The sequence below is a fragment of the Cellulophaga sp. F20128 genome (assembly GCF_023015805.1).
GTDB lineage: Bacteria > Bacteroidota > Bacteroidia > Flavobacteriales > Flavobacteriaceae > Cellulophaga.
Window position 1 is genome coordinate 75,321 of sequence record NZ_JALKBA010000008.1, and the last position, 21,569, is coordinate 96,889.

The window sequence follows — 21,569 nt, forward strand, 5'->3', positions numbered from 1 at the left end:
AGTGCTAATTAGCCTTTTAGAGAAAATAAACACCGTAAAACTGAAAAATGCTATCTTTAAAAGACATAACTCAACGCCTTATTAAGCAACAAAACGTTTTATAGGAATGTAAGAAACAGAATCAAATGAACACAAAAACCGACTTTACTTTAATAGGTGCGGGTATAATGAGTGCAACCTTAGGTGTGCTTTTAAAACAACTTATTCCTACTGCTAAAATCACCATCTACGAAAGACTAGATAAGGTTGGTGCCGAAAGTTCTGATGCTTGGAACAATGCAGGCACAGGACACTCAGCCTTTTGTGAATTAAACTACACACCAGAGAATGAAGCTGGGCAAGTAGATATTTCGAAGGCCTTAAAAATTAGTGAATCTTTTGAAATTTCAAAACAATTGTGGGCGTATTTGGTAAAAAATAATCTTATTCCCACAACGACTCCTTTTATAAACGACATTGACCATATGAGTTTTGTTTGGGGTGATGAAAATATGGAATTTTTAAAAAAAAGACATAAGGCACTGACCAAATATGCCATTTTTGAAGATATGCTGCATTCTGAAGATCACCAAGTAGTTAAAAACTGGGTACCTTTAATGATGGAAGGCCGAGATAGAAACCAGAAAATTGGCGCCACCCGAATGCCTATTGGTACTGATGTAAATTTTGGAATGGTTACCAGAAGTATGATTGCCTATTTAGCATCTTGTGATGGGGTAGCAATACATCTAGGTCACCAAGTAGAAGATATAACTGATAAAAAAGATGGTACTTGGCAATTGGAAGTTACTGATTTACACTCCAAAGTAGAAAAAACAATGAATACCTCCTTTGTTTTTATTGGAGCCGGTGGTGGCGCATTAAAACTATTAGAAAAATCTGATATCCCTGAAGCCAACGGTTACGGAGGCTTTCCAGTAAGTGGTCAATTTCTAAAATGCAACAACCCAGCTATTATTTTACAACACGAAGCGAAGGTGTACGGTATGGCCGAAGTAGGCGCTCCCCCTATGTCTGTTCCTCATTTAGATACTCGAATGCTCAATGGCAAGCGCTCGTTACTTTTTGGTCCTTACGCTGGTTTTTCTACAAAATTTTTGAAAAATGGATCGTATTTCGATTTACCACTGTCCATAGATGCACACAATATTTTTCCAATGTTAGGCGCAGGATTTCACAATATTACTTTAACCAAATACCTCATTGAACAGGTAGTACAATCGCCCAAAGAACGTCTCCAAGCTTTAGAAAAGTATTATCCTACTGCCAAGATTGAAGATTGGGAGCTTATTACAGCAGGCCAGCGCGTACAAATTATTAAAAAAGACGCTGAGCAAGGCGGGGTGCTTAAATTTGGAACAGAGATTGTCACCAACAAAAACAAAACCCTAGCGGCTTTGCTAGGGGCTTCTCCGGGAGCTTCTACCGCTGTATCTATTATGCTTTCTGTTCTTCAGGAATGCTTTCCGGAAAAACTAAAATCTACAACCTGGCAAAAAAAATTAGAAGCAATGATTCCAAGTATAGGCAGGTCGCTCATTACCGATGCTAGCTTATGTAGGCATACACGCCAATACACTACGGAAGTATTAAAATTGGAAGATCATTAAAAAATCTGGAGTTTGTAATCGAGAAGTTTACGGTTTGTATGGTTAAAATTTTACAATTTAATAGCCCCTGAACAAGCATTGTCTAAAATCAAAAAACCGCCCTGAACCTTTTAGGGCTCAAGACGGTTTACAACTAATAACCAACCTAACTTCTTTTATTTTACTCTTTGCCTAGTAACACGCATAACCTTGTTTGTAGACTTTACTCTTTTCTTTTCACTAGTAGATTTTCCAGATTTCAAGTACTGAATATATCCTTTTCCTTTAAACTCATAAATTGTGCCAGAATTAGGATGATACAATTCTATAGTGCTATCATTTATCACATACAACTCAAAATAATCGTCTCCCAAATACCCATAATCTAAGGTCAATGTTTTTAAGGTGGCATCATTTTCTATATCATATACCTGATAATCACCCTCGTAATCCCATACTAGATTAGAAACATGAATATTATTTTCATCTATAGAGGATTTAAATACATCATTAGTAGGCGTGGAAAAAAATTGCAAATAATTTTCGGCATCAAAATCGTTGAGAGCACCTTCTTGGCTCGTATAGGTTTTTTCCCAAGCATCATACTCCTGTAAAAAATATTTTATATTATCGTAGAAAACAGTATCATAATTAAACGTACGTTGATTGTATCCTCTTAAAAAATAAGAAGTATCTGAAGAGGCATCATACAGTTCTATGGTTTTAGAATTTACAACATAAACCTCCAACGGCCAGCTTCCATCTGCAATATGCCTCACTCGAATACCTCCGTTTATAATATCAAAATAACCAATTTCTATTCCATAACCACCTCCAGTTTTTCCTATACCCACAATATTATTGTTGGCATATATGCTACCATTATCAAACGTAATGGTAAAAGCACGTTGTAAAAAAGGCACTTCACCATTTCCTGTGGTTTCATTAATATCTACATACCAAAGGTCATAGGCGTGTATCGCAGCATCTACGGATACTCCTGTCTCTATAAAATCGTCCTCAATAAAGACCTCCGTATAACAAGAGGAAACTAAGGTTCCCATCATTAAAATTCCAAATAGTAGTTTTGTTTTCATAATTAAAAGTATTATGGTTTAATAGGGGTAAAACAAAGGCCATGCCATAAATTATAACAGCTTGATTATCAGAAGTGTTTTTCAATTTTTAAAGAACAGGAAGGCGAATCTTTAAGGGTGGCACTTTTTTTAATTACTTTTGATTGCTATATTTACTAGGTATGAAAAATGATATGAAATTTGCTGTTTTAGGTGGTGGTAGTTGGGCTACTGCAATTGTAAAAATGCTCACCGAGAATTTAAGTTCGGTACATTGGTACATGCGCAATACAGAGGCCATTGCTTATATAAAAGAACACCATCACAATCCTAACTATATAAGTGCGGTAGAGTTTGATGTAGAAAAACTAGAATTAAGCGCAGATATTAATGCGACAGTAAACAATGCAGACGTATTAATTTTTGCCATCCCTTCCGCGTTTTTGGTAACTGAACTTGCCAAACTCACTGTATCTTTAGAGGATAAAATTATTTTCTCGGCCATTAAAGGTATTGTTCCAGAAACAGGTTTAATTGTGGGGGAGCATTTTAACGAAACCTATAACATTCCATTTACCAATATTGGGGTAATCACTGGGCCCTGTCATGCGGAAGAAGTTGCCTTAGAACGTTTGTCTTATTTAACCATTGCCAGTGCAGATGAAGAAAAGGCAAAATTAGTAGCAGATAAGCTAAGTAGTGATTATATCAAAACAAAAACCTCAGATGATATCATCGGCACAGAATACGCCGCTGTATTAAAGAATATTTACGCTATTGCAGCGGGTATGGCCCACGGTTTAGGATACGGTGACAATTTCCAGAGTGTTCTTATGAGTAACGCCATTAGAGAAATGAAACGTTTTATAAAACGGGTACATCATATGAAACGCAATATAAATAACTCTGCCTATTTGGGCGATTTATTGGTTACTGGCTATTCTGTTTTTAGTAGAAACAGAATGTTTGGCAACATGATTGGCAAGGGCTATACCGTTAAAAGTGCTATGATGGAAATGAGTATGGTAGCCGAAGGTTATTACGCTACTAAAAGTGCATATTTATTAAATGAAAAACACACAAAAAAGACTAAAACACCAATTATTGATGCCGTGTATGCCGTATTATATGAAGGTAAAAATGCTAAAAAGGTGTTTAAAAATTTAACGGAGAAGCTGGATTAATCTGTTCTAACCATAAAAAATTTTAAATAAAACATAAGGTGTTCAATTGCTTTTAAAGCTCCCGTGACTATCCTTTTATAGGGTAAAGTGATAATGAATACGGTCTATATACAAGTGAGGAATAATAAGAAAAGCCTATCTACTAACCTAAAATTCGTTAGATGGACATTTTTAGTCAAGGAGCATAATAAATCACCATCCTGAAATTCTCTGTCCTGCTACTGAAAAAAAGTACGCACCTTGAATCCAAGAAATTTATCGCCCTAAAACTGATTCCTTGCCTTTTTATTTCTACTACTTCTAAAATTCCTACTGTTTTTTGTCAAGTAAGCAACTAAAGCCAAGCCAACAGAAACCAGAATAATTGGAATAAGTAATTCGAAAAATTCATTTGGTAAGCTCATAATTACAAGATACGAAAAATATTTAATTTCTTCAGCATTATCAACGGAATGGAATATTACTAGGCCATAGTAAAAACAGTTGGACTTTTATCCGTAAATTAGGGTTGGTAAACCAAAAACTAGCAATCCTTATTTTTTACAACGAGATAACATTAACCTATTCAATTTAAAAAAAAATGAAAAACTACTGGTGGATATTAACCCATTGCCTTATAGCAGTCTTGTTTGTAGGATGCTCCGAGGAACCTTCGGAAATTGTTGATTCCTACATTTATGTTCAAAAAAATGGCCGGGAGAAAAAGGATTGGAAAATTATCTGGGAAGACAATTTTAATGAATCGGAATTAGACACCACAAAATGGACAAAAATCCCACCCAATGGAGCAGACTGGGGCAAGCATATGAGCAGTGACGAACAATGCTATGACCTATCTGAAGGAAAACTGTATTTAAGAGGAATTATTAACCCAGATACTCTAAGTGATCCAAGACCATTTTTAACCGGAGGAGTATATTCCAAAGGAAAGTTTGCCTTTCAGTACGGAAAGATTGAAATACATGCCAAGCTAGAGAGCGCACAAGGTGCTTGGCCCGCAATGTGGATGTTAGCAGAGCAAAAAAAATATGGAGCCTATCCTAAAAATGGAGAAATCGATATTATGGAACACCTCAATTTTGATGATATTATCTATCAAACGACCCACTCCTACTATACCCTAGAACTACATCAAAAAGACAACCCGCCACATTCTGGAACTGCAGAGTTGGATGTTTCTGAGTTTAATACCTATGGCCTAGAGTGGTATCCAGATAAATTAGTTTTTACACTAAATGATAAAGTAACTTTTACCTATCCGAGAGTTAAAGGTGTTGACCCTTCACAATGGCCCTATGACCAACCCTTTTATGTTTTAATTGATCAACAACTAGGAGGGTCCTGGGTTGGAAAAGTAACATCAGAAGACTTACCTGTACAAATGATTGTTGACTATGTAAAAGTATACCAGTAATTTTTTAGTTAATTCTGCGAACAAGGGCACTGTTGATTATAGCATCTATTACTTAAACTTTATAGAAAAAGTAGCACCTTCATTCACCTTGCTATCTACGCTAATACTACCCCCAAGGTTGGCAATATGGCTATAGACTAAATAAAGACCAACACCTTTACTATCTTCATTGTTGTGGAATTTTTGGTTTAAATTAAAAATAAGATGCCCTATTTTATCCATATCAAAACCAAGTCCATTATCAGAATAGGTTAACGTTTTCTCCCCATTTTTATGATCGGTCCGAATTGAGATAACAGGCGAAACATGAGGTTGTGCGTATTTGATGGAATTGGTTATGAAGTTTAAAAATATACTCTCCATATAGGTTGAATTAAAAGACACACTTTCCAAACCTGAAAAATCTACATCAAATTCTACCTCAGCCTTCTCTATCAAAGCACTTATAGATTTTTGCACCTTTTGAAGAACAGGCTCAAAACTCACTATTTCCAGTTTTTCACTCCGACTATCATTTTGTTTAAACGCATCTATATAGGAGTTTAAGGAAGACTTTAATCCTTCTGCAGAAAGTCGAATAAAACTAAGAATTTCCAATGTATCCTCGTCATCAATTTTATTTAAGTCGATTAAATTCACCATAGATATTAAATTATTCACTGGGGAACGTAAATCATGAGAGGTTGTATAATTAAGCTGCTTCAACTTTTCATTAACCTGTGAAAGCTCACTCAAATGCGAGATACGATCGTTCTCAAGCTCTTTTTTATGAGTAATATCTTTGGCAATTGCATAAATTAATTCCTCATTTTCCACCGGAATTGAGGTCCAATGAAGCCAAACTATTGCTCCTGATTTACACACAAATCGGTTTTCAAAATTAATCAGCGACACATTCTTTTTTAGGTTTCTTCTGTGCGCTGCCGTACGCTCCCTATCTTCTGGGTAAATTAATTCTGAAATTAATATTGACTTTAGCTCCGCTTCAGAATATCCCAATAATTTTACAAAAGCTGGATTAATTTTTTCAAAATAACCTTTATAGTTAGCAATACAGAGGCAATCCTCAGAAAGATCAAAAAAAGGTGCTAGCTTAAGACTCATGGGTTGTACTGTTTTGGGAGGTTTATTCCTCCTCATTTCTTGTAGTAGGTTCAATCTTTTCTTATTTTTGAATCAACCCTCTGACTTGGTTAATTTGGTTTTATACAATTGATAACGTCTAAATTTAGGTATTTATTTGTTTTATATCTAAGGAATTTTAATACTTTAACAAGCACTAAAGCAATTAAAGTTGTGTAGCCAACCACCAGAATTCTGTTCCAAATTCAAAAAACAGAATTAAGGCTAACCAAAAAACCTAAAATTTTATGAATAAAATAGAACCCTATAAATCTACTATTGAAGCAATTTCTACCTTAGATAACGGCGGCCGGTTTTACAATATTCTTACAAAGGCCGATGACGGAATAATATCAAAATCTGAATTGGGAAAAGTTGGTGGAATTTTCTACGACAAACAACAAATGATTTTATTTCTTGAGTTGTCAATTTCTAACTTAGATACTGAACAACAAAATAGTATTATTTCAAAATTAGACGAAAATCTGAAAATGGTTTATACAAAGTACAAACCTATAGAACTGTTGCCCTCTGAGGCCCAAAATAAGGGAATACTAGCATCAAATACCATCCTCACAGGTGTTCCTAAGTTAACGGAATCTAAAACTAATTTTATTGGATTTATAATGATTCCTATTGTCTCCGGAAAGGTAACTACATTTTCAATGGTACCCATAATAGATGTATATGATGTGTATGAAATTAGAGATGAAGCCCATGCCCAAAGTTTCCTAATTGCACATGCAAAAGGGACTACCAAGCTCCCAGAGAAAAAAATAAAGGTGGCAGGGGTGTTAAAAGAATTAAAATCTGACAAAAAAGAAAAAACAGCCTCTAAAAAATTCCTGGAAGCCCTGTATTACCTAGATTAATTTAATTATAAAATTGATTTAGGTTCGCTTTACACAGCAAAAAAATACGTAAAAAAAGGAGTGTTCCCACAACCTAATTGATTACTTTTTTTATTTCTATCTTATTGACAATTAGTAGTTATACTTAAAATATAGTATCCTTTTACACCCTACTTTTAAAGCAAAGACAATTGGCAGTAAAAATTTGGAATGCTAAAGCAAAGGCCTAGTGCTAACAAGTAATCAAATGAAAGCACCAACCAAAAGTAGAGTAACCTCCATAGATTTCTTAAGGGGGTTAGTAACGGTTATTATGGTGTTGGATCACGTACGAGATTATTTTCATTTTGACGCCTATTTTTTTGATCCTATAGACCTTTTCCAAACCAATACAGGATTATTTTTACCCGATTCATTACCCATTTCTGTGCCCCCTTTTTTGTGTTTTTGGCGGGCACCTCCGCCTTTTTTGTTTTACAACGAAGCAGTAAAAAAGAATTGAGTCTTTGGCTCCTAAAGCACGGTATATGGCTTATCATTCTAGAATTACAAGAGTATGGTGTTGTGTATGTGATTTGGATTCTATTGGTCATAGGACTCTATCCTGTTTGCAAATGGTACCGAAAATATAAGAGCAATAACCATTATAAATGACGAATGAGCTATCTTTAATTGCCATACATTTACAAAATAATAACTTAAAAGTAATTAATAATCCAGGGGTATCGTAAAACTTAACACACCTTGCCCTTCGTGAATTTTTTGTACAACGCCTTATGGAAACAGTTAAACATTTTCTAGAATTAGAGTTGATTAGTGTCGGTGATTTTACAATCCGTGTATATACACTAGTGACCATCTTCCTTATTTTATTGATCACCAAACTAATTCTAGTCGTCATTAGAAAAGCACTATTAAGCAATAGGAATAGTAAATTTGACAAAGGAACTAAATATGCGATACTTCAAATTATTAAATATGTACTATGGATTGTTGCCATAGGCCTCATTTTAGAAACGCTTGGCATACAATTAACGGTTTTAATTGCCGGTTCTGCCGCCCTGCTTGTAGGAGTAGGCCTTGGATTACAGCAAACATTTAACGATGTTTTGTCTGGAATAATTCTACTTTCTGAAAAATCTATTAAAATTGAAGATGTGTTAGAAATAGACGGTGATATTGTTAAGATACAAAGTATAGGGCTACGCACATCCAAGGCTTTAAACACAGATGATGTTTCCATTATCATTCCAAATTCTCTGATTACAAATGATAAAGTAATAAATTGGAGTCACCAGACGATGAAAGCACGCTTTAGAATTGATGTTGGGGTTGCCTATGGCAGTGATATCGATTTAGTTGTACAAATTTTGGAAGAAAGTGCCTCTGAGCATCCAGCTAATTCTGATGGTGCTAGCACCGAAGCACGTTTGGTAAATTTCGGTAATTCCTCATTAGATTTTCAAGTTCTATTTTACAGTCAGAATATATTTGGAATAAGTAAAGTGAAAAGTGATATCCGCAGAAGCATTAGTCGCAAATTTGATAATCATCAGATCTCCATTCCTTTCCCACAAATGGATTTACATATAAAATCTAATCCTACTGAAATACTAAAAAAGAAGCGTGCAGAATGACACTTAGATACGCAAGACATACGACCAACTTACAGCAAATTGAACAATTCTACACCGAAATTGTCAGGCTTGAAAAATTAGGTGAATTTCAAAATCACCAAACCTATGACGGTATTTTTTTAGGTCACCCTAATTTAAATTGGCATCTTGAATTCACGAGGTCAAACACCAAACCAGATCATAAATTTGACGGAGACGATATCCTTGTTTTCTATGTCAATTCTGAGGTTGAATTATCTGCCATAAGACAGAAAATCAACAAAAATTGTATTAAAATTGAAGTTCCTAAAAATCCGTATTGGCATAAAAATGGGATTATGATTTCCGATCCTGATGGCTTTAAAATAATTTTTTCTGTAAAACATATCCCGCTTAGTTCCAATGATCCATTGACAGCTTTGGTCCGTGAAAAAGGAATAGCTACTTGGAGTGAATTGATTGATTTTACGAAAGACCTGCCCTATGGACGAAATCAAAATAGACACGATTATTCGTTGGTGCTGCACGAAATGAAAGGAAGTTGTAGTTCAAAACATTCCTTTCTAAAAAAAGTGGCTGCTCTAAATAAAATTGAAAATGTAAAGCTATTTTTAGGCGTGTATAAAATGAATCATTTAAATACGCCAAAAATAGAGCAAACCATTGTTAAAAGCGGATTAAAATACATCCCAGAAGCCCATTGTTATTTAAAACTCAACAATGAACGGATTGACCTAACAACAGCCAATGCGTCTCTTGAACATATAACAAATGATCTACTAGAAGAAATTGAAATTGAACCAGAACAGGTAAACACTTTTAAAGTTGAATTTCATAAAGATTATCTAAAAAAGTGGCTACAGGTATCCGCTATTTCCTTAGGCTTTGAAAAAGTTTGGGAAATTAGAGAAGCATGTATAAAAAAACTTGAAAAATAGCAAGGCAGTAATGCCTAAACAAGGAGTATCAGAGATTGATGCCTAGCTAGTAAGATCTTTCCATCCATAAACTCATTCCCAAAAAAATAGAAATCAAAACCCAAAAAATTTATGTTTAATCTTAAATTTGTAGCATAAAGGGTATACCGTGAAATTAAAGCGAAGAAGAAAATTAGTAACCTATCTAAACCTATTAGACCAACCCATACGGTTTAATCCATTCCTTTTTAGTAGAACTTTCTTGCTATGGGCATTACTTGGACTAATTGGTGGAGTAATCGCAGGAGCGTATTGGATTGGATTGGAATTTCTAATGCACAAATTAGCATTTTTTAATGGGTGGCAGGTGATTCCTGTTATGGCAAGTTGTGGCCTTTTGGCAGGCCTAGTTATTCATTTTTTTGGTGACCCAGGAGAAATAAATTTAATCGTAAACAATATCCGGTTTAATAAAGGGAAACTCGATCCTAAAAACAACCCCTCAATGATTCTTTCCTCCTTGGTATGCGTGGCATCTGGAGGAAGCCTAGGACCAGAGGCTCCTTTGGTGCAAATAACAGGTTCTACTGGGACTTGGATTGGAAAACTATTTAGACTTAAGGGAGAGGAATTGAGATCGTTAAGCATTGCCGGAATGGCTTCTGGCTTTACAGCATTGTTTGGAGCTCCGTTAGGCGGAAGCTTATTTGCATTAGAAATTCTGCATCACAAACATGCTGCTGAATACTACAAAGCGATTATCCCTGCTCTAGTAGCAAGCTGTTTTAGTTATTTGGTATTTGCAGTAATTATTCAATTGGGATTAGGTCCAATTTGGGATTTATCTACCTATGAATATTCTGGAATTTTTGATTTCGGATATGCCGTTTTATTCGCTATTATTGGGGCAGCATTTGGATGGGGATTTATATTTAGTACCCGGTTTTTTAAATCCATTTTTGAATATAGATCCATTCCTATTTATCTCAAAACATTAACAGGTGGAATTCTATTGGGTATTATAGCCTACTACTTTCCATTAACCCGTTATTTTGGTCATCATGAGATTAACGAACTCTTATCCAGTGAATTTTCGTTGGCTTTATTGGTGGCTATCCTGATTTTTAAAATCATTGCCATTTCAATTACGGTAACATCAGGGTGGAGAGGTGGCTTTATCATTCCCTTATTTTTTGTAGGTGCCACTTTGGGTCTAATTTTTCATAAATTATTTCCTGCAATTAATCTAACTCTAGCTGTAGTTAGTTGTATGGCTGCCATTAATGCATGTGTAACCCGAACCCCTATGAGTACCACAATTTTACTTGCAACACTAACCGGTTTTGGGCATTTTATTCCCATCCTATTTGCGAGTCTCACAGGGTACTTCTTGGCGCCAAGAATACCATTTATAAGTTCCCAAAAGGAGCAATAATATTAAGAAAATGAATATAGCACAAAACAAGAAAAATGCAATTGCCTTTTATAAAACCGCTTATGAGGGTAATCCAACACGGGCTGTGCAATTATATGTAGGTGATACATACACCCAACACAATCCTATGGTAGGCGATGGAAAACAGCCTTTCATTGATTATTTTAATCGCATGCAACGCGAATTCCCCAATAAATCCATTCAATTTGTTCGCAGTATAGCAGAGGGAAATCTGGTGGCATTGCACACCCACCAAATATGGCCTGGAAATGATGAATATATTACGATGGATTTTTTTCGATTTAATAAAGAAGGAAAAATTGTAGAACATTGGGACAGTATACAGCAAATACCCGAGGAATCTATGCATTCCAATACGATGTACTGAAAGAATAAAAAAACTAATCTAATATCGTAATCCAAACTACGGCATCATTCCCTAACTCATCTACTACCGTAATTTTACGATTTCCCGCCTTAGGCAATACGGCAATTTCGTGAAATTCTGAGGTCTGCGCTACATACACATCATCTATATACCAAAAAACGGTTGTGTTATTTTTGGCGTGTGCCAATTGCAACACCAGTTCATTGATGGTGCCTTTAAAATTTTTAGTAAGGGTAATTTTCGCCCCATTTTTAGGGTAAATAAAGTCCATTACTAAAGCATTTTCACTCCTACAATCATTTCTAAAATCAGGCAACGATTTATAGCTCGCATTGGTCTTCTTATAGTAAAACTCTTGTATAGGTGGCAGCACAAACCAAGGTTTAGACACTATATTTCCTATAGATTCACAGGAGGAATTTACTTGGTATTGCTGCTCCCGATCTAAATGTACCATTTGGTGATACGGACATGCTTTTACATAATTTTCCTTTGTGGGAATGCTAATTGTTTTCGTTGGGCAAATGTTCGTTGCCAAAAACCCACTATCCACACAAACCTCTATCTCCCTAAACTCATCCAGTGGTTTTAAAAACCAATCAGATTTTGGCAGCATATCAAAAACATCAAACAAAATGGGAGCCGCACTAGATACGCCAGTTAGGTTTGGCCTACCCTCACCATCTGCATTACCCACCCAAACACCCACAACCTGGTCTTTGGTTACCCCTATTGCCCAGGCATCTTTGTTTCCAAAACTAGTTCCTGTTTTCCAAGCAATTTGTTTGGAAGAGTCGTAAAACTCCCATGATTCTTGACCTTCTGGCCTATTAACCTCTTTCATCGCTTCAAAAGTCAGATAAATACTCGCAGCATCGAAAATGGTTTTTTGGGTTGATTGTTCTCCAAAGTCAATAGCAGCATCCTTTTTAAAAATAGGGGACGCAAATTCATTTGTAAAATATTCACTAGAACTCCCGTTAAAGTGATTTACAGTAGAAGCCATAGCCGCATAGGTTTTACATAAATCCAACAAATTACTTTCGGCTCCCCCCAAAATTAACGTCAGGCCGTAATGATCTGCAGATTTTGTAATGCCTTTGAGTTGAAAAAAATCCAACTGATCTCTAAATTTTTGCAATCCATAGGTCTGTAACAATCGTACGGCTGGAATATTTAAAGACCGTGCCAATGCTTTTTTAGCGGTAACAGCACCACTATAAGCTTCGTTGAAATTCTCTGGAGCATAGCCCGCAATTTGAGTGGGAATATCTGCGACCAACATTGTAGGGATGAGCTCACCGGCATCTAACATTGCTGCATACAACAACGGTTTTATAGTACTTCCTGTACTGCGATTTGCAAGTACCATATCTACATCTTTTTGATGTTCATTATCTGTTTTGGTGTTGCCTACATATGCCAATACCTTACGGCTATGTACGTCTAAAACCAGCACGGCTGCATTATGCACTTGGTTTTGTTTTAAATGTGAATAATGCTTTTGAACCACCATATTTATATTGGCTTGAAGGTTTGCATTAACACTACTTACTATTCGTTCTCCTTTGTTTGTCTTTGCCACATATTCTACAAAATGTGTGGCTGTTTGAGGTAATGGATAGGGTTTTTGCGGCAATTTTTCTAACAAAGCCAAGGTGTAAGTAATACTATCTATTACTTCCTTATCTAATAGTTTGCGGAGCAACCTATTTCTTTTAACAACTAATTTCTGTTGATTTTTACCGGGATATATTAAGCTAGGGGCGTTGGGTAAAACCGCTAAAGTAGCAGATTCTGCCCATGATAATTGGTGTGCTTTTAATCCAAAATAACGCCATGCAGCCACCTCTAAGCCCACAACATTTCCTCCGTAAGGAGCATTACTTACATACATTTTTAGAATTTCTTGCTTAGAATTCCTAAATTCTAAGCGTGTGGCCCAAATAAGTTCAATTCCCTTTTCAGCATAAGTTCTTTTTTTTCCATTCCTTGCTAATCGAATAACTTGTTGCGTAATGGTACTGCCACCACGCACGGTTTTACCCGCCTCAATGTTTTGTAGTATCGCCTTTACAATAGACACGGGGTTAAATCCAAAATGATTGTAAAAATGGGCATCTTCAAACTGAAGTAAGCACTGCTCAAATTTTTTAGGAATACTATCTACTTTTGGGAATCGCCATTGGCCATCAGTGGCAATTTTTGCACCTAAAAGTGTTCCATTAGCACTCTCTACGACAGTGGCGGTTGGTGCACTAAAAAGTTGTTTTGGCAAACAAAAGTAATAGCCGACCATAAGAACTAGCAGCACACTAGTTTTTATAGGGTTTCTCTTGATAAGCCCCCAGAACCGAAAGGATTGTAGTTTAGGGTGTAAACTCATATTCTCGTTCTACTTTACAAATTCTCACTTTATACCAAGTATACCAATCTGTACGCCCTTTTTGTTGTGCTATTTTATGGCCTGTATCTCTTTTCCAACTGGCGATAGCCTCCAAACTTTCCCAATAGCTCACCGTAATCCCTATAGCCTCTCGGGCGCTTTCAATACCCAAGAATCCCGTTTGTTTTTTTGCTAGATCCTCCATTAAAGTAGCCATAGCTCCATAACCATTATCTCCAATGGTTCGTGTTGATGTAAAAATTACAGCGTAGTATGGTTTGTTATTATTCATAAGCTATTGCGACATACATCCTTAAAATTATATAAAGGAATAATTAAATTACCTCATCCCTATTCTATATACTTTTTTTCCATAAAATAATGCACCAAAGCTTCTTTCATTAAAACGCTTTGTTCTCCAGCTTTTAGGGTTGGTAGTTCTTCTTTAATTATATAATGTGGCCATCCATCGTCATCAAACATCTCAAATTCATAGTAGCCATACGGTTCTAGCAATCTACAGATTGCAATATGCATTAAATTTAGTTTTTCGTCTTTCTTATACTTTTTATGAAACTGACCTAACTCTTGTACGCCAACCAAATATATAATTGCGTCTAACTCTAAAGGATCACCATCGGCAAACTGAGCAGATAATTTCTTTACCAGTACTATCCATCTTTCTTTTAATTCTATATCTCTTGCCATTACTTTTTAACACTTTGTATCCTGTTTATACCGTTTTTATAGATTGTAAAGGTACAAATCAATACACTATATTTGTAAAAACACAGACGATGAATTTTTTGGATATTATTTTGGGATTGTTACTCGCTTGGGGGATATACAAGGGGGTTAAAAACGGACTACTTATAGAGCTTGCCTCTTTAGCCGCCTTAATTCTCGGTATTTATACGGCTCTTCATTTTTCTTATATTATTGGAAATTACATTACTGAACAATGGCTATGGAATGAAAGCACCATAAATATAGCGTCGTTCATTCTTACCTTTATTCTAGCGGTGCTTATTATAAATCTTGTGGGAAAGTTACTCACGAAAGTTGCTAAGGCTGCTATGTTAGGCACACTGAATAGATTGGCTGGAGCTATATTTGGAGCCTTAAAAATGGCTATTATTGTTGGGGCATTATTACTGTTCTTTGATAAGGCTAATACGAGTTTAAACCTCGTAAAAGAAGAAACTATGAATACCTCTGTACTCTACAAGCCAGTTAAAGATATTGGCGAGTTTGTTTTTGGCTTAGTGCAGAAAAATGAAACAATTTCTATTGAAATTCCTGAAATTATTTAACCAAAAAAAACCACCTAAGGTTTTCTTAGGTGGTTCTATATCAACAATACAAAATTACATTTTAGTATAAGTATATGTAAAAACTGCAGCTACTGTTTGACCATTTGAAGGTACATTTACAACATTAGTTACCGTAAATTCTGTTTCAGAACCATTAACTTCAATAGGAATATTAAAAAGAGCACAAGTACTCGTTATACTTAAATTAGTACCTGCCAATTGGAACGTACCTTTATTCTCGAATTTTTGAGCACAATCAGTAGCACTATAACCGTTTTTAAAACTGTATTTTCTATCTACATTAAAGGAATAAACCGCATCCTTTTGACAATCTGTACTTTGAGCAAAAACATCTGTAGACGGATTATCTTCCCCATCATCTGTTAAATCTACATCTATATTAGATGCTGTTGCAGTTAACACCCAATCTCCAACTAAAAATGTTTCCGTCGCCGATACGGCACCTACAAATTCTTCAACGCAACCGTTAGAATCGTCATCCTTAGGAGAACAATTCATCAATAAAACACTTACCAAACAAGCGCTTAATACTTTAATTTTCATAGTTTTCAATATTTGTTATTCTTTATATATAGAGGCTAAAATCTTAAAAGGTTGCGTGAAAATGGAGTTTATTTTACAACTTCAACCCAATTTCCTTTTGTACGCACAACATAGCCATTATCATACATTGCTTCCGCCTGTATACCTGGCAAATAATAGGTGCCTAAATACGAGGCATTTAACAAAATTCGGAATGTTTTTGTTTCCTTCGCATCTAAATCAAAATAAAAGTTTGCCCTATCATCACGTAAATCTGTATGGGTTACATCATTGGCTGCAAAATCTCCGAAATCCGTAAATCGAGTATTTACTATTTCCCACCCACTAGGAAAAATTTGAGTTAAGGCAACATCATTCACTTTGTCTGCTGTTGTATTTGTTAAGGTCACCTCTGCCACAAAATCTGAACCTTGACTCATCTCAGAAACATTAATTACACTTCCATTTCTAGCCTTATATTGTACTTTGGCCTCTATGTTCTTCTGTAGTGTTTTTTCTGTTCCAACGGGCAACTTCCCATTATTTAGGAGGCTTACATACAAGGTATTTCCTTCTGTGTTTTTTAACAGTAGGGCATTGCTTCCTTTTTGTACACTAAGCCTTCTATTCGCCAAGGTCTTCTCTGTAGCTACAATTTCTTGCTTTCCGTTAACGGTAAGACTAGCATGAACACCTTTTCCTCCAACCATTTCCGCAAATTTAGTCATTGCCAAAAGGCTGTATGCTGTACTTTGAGTGCTCATATACTCATTTGTATTTAGCTTTTTTGCCAGTTCTTTTGCTAATTGTTGCGCCTTTACTTTTTCTTCTAACAACACCATTGTTTCTAAAGCCATTGCCCTGTTCCTAGCTGATGAACCATAGGTTTCATAATGCTTAGTAGCATTAAACTCTAAAACTGCTGTGTTCATTAATTTGTTTGCCACAGATTTCTGACCTATATGTGCATAGGTTGCTGCTAATCTTAATTTAGCTTCATTAGATAGGTTTTTAGTTTCTTGTAATCTGTTCATAGATGCCACATCTGCACTACCTGCCAAGGCTAGGGTATACAAACGATAGGCCTGTGACAAATCGGAATTTCCATTGTTATCCCTATAGTTTTTTGCCGAATTTTGTTGATAGGTTAACCATTTGGATTTAAATCCAATAGGAAGTACATATCCTCTCTTTTCGGCTTCCAACATAAAGTGTCCAACGTAAGACGTGCTCCAATCATTCGCGTTATTTTGTCCATACCAGTAAGCCATTCCACCGTTAAATATTTGAAATCCAGCCAAACGATTTATAGCGCCATCTATGTTCCTTTGCACTTCTTGTTTCTGAAGCAATGAAACATCAAAAATAGCTGCTAAAAATAGCTGTGGAAATGCGGCTGAAGTAATTTGCTCTAAACACCCATGTGGATACCGAATTAGGTATTGCATTCTCCCATTAAAATTCATTGGAGGCAAGGTAGATAATTCAATAGAGGCAGAATTTGTTCCGGTTACTCCAAAAGTTTCCAAGGCGATTGATTTTTCACTATTTGGTTCTAAAACAAAATCTTGAACTTCCGTCGTCATAGGGTTTGGATTTACAACATCAATAGGAATTTCAAAGGATGCTTTTTCCGTTCCAGAAGTTGCTTCAACAACCACTTTTCCAATCCCTTTAAAATCTGCAACTTTCAAGGTAAAATATACCATTTTTTCATCTGGCTGTTCAAATGAAATGGATGTTGAATTACCTCCTTCAATAGTAAATGCTTTATCATCCTTAATGGTAACCCTTACGTTTTTTACATTTTTTTCCATTGCAAAAACAGTGATAGGCAAGGTTACTTTTTCTCCAGGTGTAATTTTACGCGGTAAAGAGCCAAGGATCATCAAGGGCTTGCGAACCGGAGTTGTTTTTTCCGTACTTCCATAGGCTCCATTTTCTGCCTGTGCAGCTACGACCATAGTTCTAACCGATCCCACATATTTTGGAATTTTTATTTTGTGTGCTTTCGTTTCCCCTTCCTTTAATTGAAAAGGACCTAAATGCACCACCATTGGTTCAAACCTATTGGCTTTTTTGTTTTTAGCGCCTGCCAGTTCATCATCTCCTCCAATGGCAAACACCTGATTAATTCGGCCACCAAAAGCTCCAATAACATCATCGTAAATATCCCATGTTTTAACACCCAAAGCTTCGTTTGCATAAAAAGTGTCCCAAGGGTTAGGGGTTTTAAATCGGGTTAAATCTAACAAACCTTCATCTACAATGGCAATACTATAAGTCATTGGTTTTTTATTGTGCTCACTTACGGCCACAGTAATGGTCTCTTCTGGACGTAATACCTCTGGCATTGCAATTTTAGGCGCTAACTTTGTATGTTCATCTGATACTGAAATAGGTATTACCCCATACATTCGTATTGGCAAATCATTTAAAGTAGATGCATGGGGTTGTAATAAAGAGATATGTATAAATACATTGGGGGTGTATTCTGCCGTCATAGGAACTGTAAATTTAGTTTCCCCTTTTGTAGTTTCTACCCATAGCGATTTTAGCACTTCACTTCCATTTTCTACGGTTACCAAAGCTCTTGCACCATCTGAACTAGGGAAGGTAATTGTTGCTGTTTCTCCAGTGTTGTAACTCTCCTTATCGGCTGAAAACAATAACATAGTCGCTGCAGACGGATCGTTCTTTTTAGATTTCCCTGCCCATCCTGGCCAATCTATATATATAGTTTCTCCTGTAGCATGCCCTCCGTATTCGTCTTCAATACGCACTAAATATCTTCCCCAATCTGGATATTTTAATTCGAATTCAAAATTTGCTTTTCCATTGGCATTTGTGTTGATCGTTTTTTCGAAAATTTTATTTCGATAACCACTGCTTCCATAATGAGACAGGTTATCTTCGGAAGTATCCCACCACCATCTCCATTCTATTTTATGAACACTTACTTTTAAATTTTTAGTAGCTTTTGGTTTTCCCTTTTCATCTACCGTAACCACCTCAAAATTATGTTTTACATCGGTGAGCAACATTCCTTTAGAGGCGTCACCCTTAGGTACATTAAGTCCAACATAGGTGTTGTAAGGCGAGTATGATTTTGTAAATACATCGGTACTAAAATCTCCTCCATTTTCATACACCTTAGTAACAAAGGCAGCCTGTAACATCCCCGGAGGGTTACTTCCAAGTTGTGGATTTAAAGAAAATTTTGCTTTTCCTTCAGCATCAACCTTACCTGTAAAAACTACTTGTTCTTCTACTGAAAAACTCCTACTAGGATCATCAAAAACATAGGCAGGAAAAGTAGGAAATGCAGTAGTCACAACATTGAACTTGGCGGCTATATCTGTTTTCAAATTTTTAGCTATTGCTCCATGGAGCCATTTTACTTCCATTGTTCCCTTGATCGGTTCTCCACCAACCAACAGTTCTGCTTCAAAATCATTTTTAATTTTTAAGCGATTGGGTTTTATAGTTTCTATTTTAATGGTTTTCGAAAATTGTGCACCTCCTACAGAAACTTTTGCAAGCCAATTTCCGGTAGGGGCATCTTGGTCTGTTTGAAGTGTAAAATTGTAGAAATTATGTAACCCACTTGTTTTTACCTCCCTATGAACCACTTTATTATAGGGGTCTATCAATTCTATTTTAACCGGGTGATTTGCTGGTAGTTTATTAGCATTGTCATTTAAAACAAAAGACAAAAACAGGGCATCTCCTGGTCGCCAAACCCCGCGTTCTCCAAAAATAAACCCTTTAATCCCTTTTTGTAATTTTACACCGGCCACTTTAAACTTACTTACAGATAGGGTATTCCCATCATTGAGCTTTAGGTATGTTTTTTGGCCCTTGTGTTCGGCTACTGCAAAAAAGGCAACACTTTCTGCATCAAAAAATGACATCCCTTCTGCATTTGTGGTTACAGAACCAATGTTTTGTTCCTGAAAATTGTAAAAACTAATTTTAGCCCCGGCAATTGGTTTGGTAGTCAACAAATCTGATGTTACCACCAAATAACTATTATTAGCCCCCTTTTTAACAGTAATACCAATATCTGTTGCCAGCACATTTACACTAGCATTTTTTGTTCTGTAGTATGAGGTATGGCAGGGATTCTCCCTTTCGTTCCAATCATAATCATACCCGTAATCATAATAATAGTCCGAATAGTCCCAGTAACTATTTTCTGTTTCATCATCAAAAGAATCTGTTTCCTCCTCTTCTATAGCTTCAAAGTTGGTGCTTTCACAGGTATACAGACTATACTGTGGTTTAAATGAAAACACGACCCTATAAATTGCTCCTTTTTCTGGTGTAATTAATTCTGTTAAGTCCAAAGCATGTGCGTTCCACTTCCCATTATTTACCGATAAATTATCTTGCAATTGTAGCTTTTTCCCCGCAATTGGCCGGGCAACTCTGCGCAACTCATTACTGCCGTCTAGATTGCTAACTTGTAAAAACTGCAATACATTATCCTCATAAATCCGAAAGATCTTTACGTCTACAGCGCTTAAATTTACGGCTTCAAAGTTCACCTTTAAGTTTGACGAAGAAGGCAATATAGACCCATTTGATAAAACTCTAACCTGGGGCTTTATCTCTTCAAAGGCTACGCGTTCTTCATATTTATTTTTTAGCTTATAGCCATCTGCACTTTGAATCCCATCAAAAACTTCTATTAAAATTGTACCTGTATGATTCGTAGAAGGGTAAACACTTAGGGTGGTACTATTTACTGAAAACTTAGGATTGGGATCATTGGGCAAAACAATTAGTCCTTTAAAGTTCTGATCTTTTTTTATGGGGTCTGAAAAATTGATTTTAACAACAGGGCTTTCTGCTTGTGCTACACTAATATTTAAGATTGAAAAATTACTTTTTCCTGGAACTTTTATACTGCTTTTCCCCTCGGTCTCTATATCAAAACTTTTTCCACTGTATGCGATCTCTAATGCTGAATCTTCGGTAAGACGGGGAATACTATCTATCTTAAATTGAAATTGTGTCCCACTTTCCGGTTGATTACTAAATGTAACCGCAATATTTTGTCCATTGTGCGAAACATTTATTAACTTTTTTGCCACTTCTAAAGTAAGTTCATCTGCACTTCTAATCTGTCCTTCTATATATTGGTACGCCTTAGAATACGCTTGCATAGGACTTGTATTTACACTAAACTCTTGTTTAATTGTATGCACAAAAAATGCAAATTCAGCCAAATCATCCGGGACATCATCGTAAATTTTATCCAAATCTAATTGAACCGTATACTTCGTATGCTGCCGTAAGGCCTCTTCGGGCGTAAAAATTAAGGTTTTGCTATTTACAGCCTTTAATGTTCCCTTAATTTTTGGGGAAATTTTCAGTAGCGTATGATCTAACTTAGTTTCCTTACTCCATGCAGCAACTGGTTTGGTCAAAACAATTTGAATATTGGTCCTGGTCGATATTATCCCATGGGTATATTGAGAAACATATTCGGCATAATCAATTGCAGAAACTGAATCTACCACTGTAGGTCCTTTTTTACATCCAATTATTAAACTAATAAGGAAGAAATAGAGCACAAATTTTATTCTCATAGCACAGATTTTACGGTAAAGGTAATATTATTATAGCTTATAAGAATTCATCAAAAAGGGTGTTTTATCTAAATAAATTGCACTTCAACTATAAGATTATCCTAAATAGCAATAAATTAATTGTTTCACATATATTAT

Annotated in this window: 17 protein-coding genes; 10 read left to right on the forward strand and 7 right to left on the reverse strand. The window is 35.8% G+C overall.

Annotation, left to right across the window (positions count from 1 at the left end; all coding sequences use genetic code 11):
• Positions 1–125 precede the first annotated feature (125 nt).
• Positions 126–1,610 (forward strand): malate dehydrogenase (quinone), encoded by a 1,485-nt coding sequence (gene mqo / locus MWU65_RS09700; RefSeq protein ID WP_247077394.1) that lies wholly within the window; start codon positions 126–128, stop codon positions 1,608–1,610.
• 155 nt (positions 1,611–1,765) lie between these two features.
• On the opposite strand, the gene MWU65_RS09705 is transcribed toward mqo, so the two are convergent.
• Positions 1,766–2,686: a nicotinic acid mononucleotide adenyltransferase gene (locus MWU65_RS09705; protein ID WP_247077397.1), complete on the reverse strand. Its 921-nt coding sequence runs from the start codon at positions 2,684–2,686 to the stop codon at positions 1,766–1,768.
• Between the two features lie 161 nt (positions 2,687–2,847).
• Here MWU65_RS09705 and MWU65_RS09710 point away from each other — a divergent pair, with 161 nt between their 5' ends.
• Together MWU65_RS09710 and MWU65_RS09715 are read left to right on the forward strand one after the other, a co-directional pair.
• Positions 2,848–3,849, forward strand: a complete 1,002-nt coding sequence (locus MWU65_RS09710; protein ID WP_247077399.1) for an NAD(P)H-dependent glycerol-3-phosphate dehydrogenase — start codon at positions 2,848–2,850, stop codon at positions 3,847–3,849.
• A 580-nt stretch (positions 3,850–4,429) separates the two neighbouring features.
• Positions 4,430–5,263 carry a glycoside hydrolase family 16 protein gene (locus MWU65_RS09715; RefSeq protein ID WP_247077402.1) on the forward strand — a complete coding sequence of 278 codons (834 nt, stop codon included), beginning with the start codon at positions 4,430–4,432 and terminating at the stop codon, positions 5,261–5,263.
• Between the two features lie 48 nt (positions 5,264–5,311).
• On the opposite strand, the gene MWU65_RS09720 is transcribed toward MWU65_RS09715, so the two are convergent.
• Complete coding sequence (locus MWU65_RS09720) at positions 5,312–6,367, reverse strand: PAS domain-containing sensor histidine kinase (RefSeq protein ID WP_247077405.1); 1,056 nt, start codon at positions 6,365–6,367, stop codon at positions 5,312–5,314.
• A gap of 266 nt (positions 6,368–6,633) precedes the next feature.
• Between MWU65_RS09720 and MWU65_RS09725 the strand changes: the two genes are divergently transcribed.
• The 6 genes from MWU65_RS09725 to MWU65_RS09750 all read left to right on the forward strand — a co-directional run bounded on the left by MWU65_RS09725 (position 6,634) and on the right by MWU65_RS09750 (position 11,592).
• Positions 6,634–7,257 (forward strand): hypothetical protein, encoded by a 624-nt coding sequence (locus MWU65_RS09725; protein WP_247077407.1) that lies wholly within the window; start codon positions 6,634–6,636, stop codon positions 7,255–7,257.
• 226 nt (positions 7,258–7,483) lie between these two features.
• The gene (locus MWU65_RS09730) at positions 7,484–7,738 is read left to right on the forward strand and encodes a hypothetical protein (RefSeq protein WP_247077409.1); all 255 of its coding nucleotides are present in this window, start codon (positions 7,484–7,486) and stop codon (positions 7,736–7,738) included.
• Between the two features lie 274 nt (positions 7,739–8,012).
• Entirely contained in the window at positions 8,013–8,873 is an 861-nt protein-coding gene (locus MWU65_RS09735) for a mechanosensitive ion channel domain-containing protein (protein ID WP_247077411.1), read from the forward strand.
• Positions 8,870–9,790, forward strand: coding sequence for a VOC family protein (locus MWU65_RS09740; protein ID WP_247077414.1), 921 nt, complete (start codon positions 8,870–8,872; stop codon positions 9,788–9,790). The genes MWU65_RS09735 and MWU65_RS09740 overlap by 4 nt, the downstream gene beginning before the upstream one ends.
• Positions 9,791–9,938: 148 nt before the next feature.
• Positions 9,939–11,204, forward strand: a complete 1,266-nt coding sequence (locus tag MWU65_RS09745) for a chloride channel protein (protein WP_247077416.1) — start codon at positions 9,939–9,941, stop codon at positions 11,202–11,204.
• A 10-nt stretch (positions 11,205–11,214) separates the two neighbouring features.
• On the forward strand, positions 11,215–11,592 hold the full coding sequence (locus MWU65_RS09750; protein WP_247077419.1) for a nuclear transport factor 2 family protein: 378 nt from the start codon (positions 11,215–11,217) through the stop codon (positions 11,590–11,592).
• Between the two features lie 13 nt (positions 11,593–11,605).
• Here MWU65_RS09750 and pbpC read toward each other — a convergent pair whose 3' ends face one another.
• The 3 genes from pbpC to MWU65_RS09765 are packed head-to-tail and all read right to left on the reverse strand — an operon-like array spanning position 11,606 to position 14,686.
• Positions 11,606–13,978 (reverse strand): penicillin-binding protein 1C, encoded by a 2,373-nt coding sequence (gene pbpC, locus MWU65_RS09755; RefSeq protein ID WP_247077421.1) that lies wholly within the window; start codon positions 13,976–13,978, stop codon positions 11,606–11,608.
• Positions 13,962–14,270, reverse strand: coding sequence for an antibiotic biosynthesis monooxygenase (locus MWU65_RS09760; RefSeq protein WP_247077423.1), 309 nt, complete (start codon positions 14,268–14,270; stop codon positions 13,962–13,964). Before MWU65_RS09760 ends, pbpC begins: the two co-directional genes overlap by 17 nt.
• 59 nt (positions 14,271–14,329) lie before the next feature.
• Positions 14,330–14,686 (reverse strand): hypothetical protein, encoded by a 357-nt coding sequence (locus tag MWU65_RS09765; protein ID WP_247077426.1) that lies wholly within the window; start codon positions 14,684–14,686, stop codon positions 14,330–14,332.
• 89 nt (positions 14,687–14,775) lie between these two features.
• Between MWU65_RS09765 and MWU65_RS09770 the strand changes: the two genes are divergently transcribed.
• Entirely contained in the window at positions 14,776–15,291 is a 516-nt protein-coding gene (locus MWU65_RS09770) for a CvpA family protein (protein ID WP_247077429.1), read from the forward strand.
• A gap of 54 nt (positions 15,292–15,345) precedes the next feature.
• On the opposite strand, the gene MWU65_RS09775 is transcribed toward MWU65_RS09770, so the two are convergent.
• Positions 15,346–15,855 carry a DUF5004 domain-containing protein gene (locus MWU65_RS09775; RefSeq protein WP_247077431.1) on the reverse strand — a complete coding sequence of 170 codons (510 nt, stop codon included), beginning with the start codon at positions 15,853–15,855 and terminating at the stop codon, positions 15,346–15,348.
• Positions 15,856–15,923: 68 nt separating this feature from the next.
• Positions 15,924–21,431 (reverse strand): MG2 domain-containing protein, encoded by a 5,508-nt coding sequence (locus MWU65_RS09780; RefSeq protein WP_247077433.1) that lies wholly within the window; start codon positions 21,429–21,431, stop codon positions 15,924–15,926.
• Positions 21,432–21,569: the final 138 nt, after the last annotated feature.

Coding starts and splice junctions, on each gene's coding strand:
- MWU65_RS09705 (WP_247077397.1), bottom strand. CDS start 2,686: ATGAAAACAAAACTACTATTTGGAATTTTAATGATGGGAACCTTAGTT.
- MWU65_RS09750 (WP_247077419.1), top strand. CDS start 11,215: ATGAATATAGCACAAAACAAGAAAAATGCAATTGCCTTTTATAAAACC.
- MWU65_RS09740 (WP_247077414.1), top strand. CDS start 8,870: ATGACACTTAGATACGCAAGACATACGACCAACTTACAGCAAATTGAA.
- pbpC (WP_247077421.1), bottom strand. CDS start 13,978: ATGAGTTTACACCCTAAACTACAATCCTTTCGGTTCTGGGGGCTTATC.
- MWU65_RS09775 (WP_247077431.1), bottom strand. CDS start 15,855: ATGAAAATTAAAGTATTAAGCGCTTGTTTGGTAAGTGTTTTATTGATG.
- MWU65_RS09765 (WP_247077426.1), bottom strand. CDS start 14,686: ATGGCAAGAGATATAGAATTAAAAGAAAGATGGATAGTACTGGTAAAG.
- MWU65_RS09715 (WP_247077402.1), top strand. CDS start 4,430: ATGAAAAACTACTGGTGGATATTAACCCATTGCCTTATAGCAGTCTTG.
- MWU65_RS09735 (WP_247077411.1), top strand. CDS start 8,013: ATGGAAACAGTTAAACATTTTCTAGAATTAGAGTTGATTAGTGTCGGT.
- MWU65_RS09720 (WP_247077405.1), bottom strand. CDS start 6,367: ATGAGTCTTAAGCTAGCACCTTTTTTTGATCTTTCTGAGGATTGCCTC.
- MWU65_RS09710 (WP_247077399.1), top strand. CDS start 2,848: ATGAAAAATGATATGAAATTTGCTGTTTTAGGTGGTGGTAGTTGGGCT.
- MWU65_RS09770 (WP_247077429.1), top strand. CDS start 14,776: ATGAATTTTTTGGATATTATTTTGGGATTGTTACTCGCTTGGGGGATA.
- MWU65_RS09760 (WP_247077423.1), bottom strand. CDS start 14,270: ATGAATAATAACAAACCATACTACGCTGTAATTTTTACATCAACACGA.
- MWU65_RS09780 (WP_247077433.1), bottom strand. CDS start 21,431: ATGAGAATAAAATTTGTGCTCTATTTCTTCCTTATTAGTTTAATAATT.
- mqo (WP_247077394.1), top strand. CDS start 126: ATGAACACAAAAACCGACTTTACTTTAATAGGTGCGGGTATAATGAGT.
- MWU65_RS09730 (WP_247077409.1), top strand. CDS start 7,484: ATGAAAGCACCAACCAAAAGTAGAGTAACCTCCATAGATTTCTTAAGG.
- MWU65_RS09725 (WP_247077407.1), top strand. CDS start 6,634: ATGAATAAAATAGAACCCTATAAATCTACTATTGAAGCAATTTCTACC.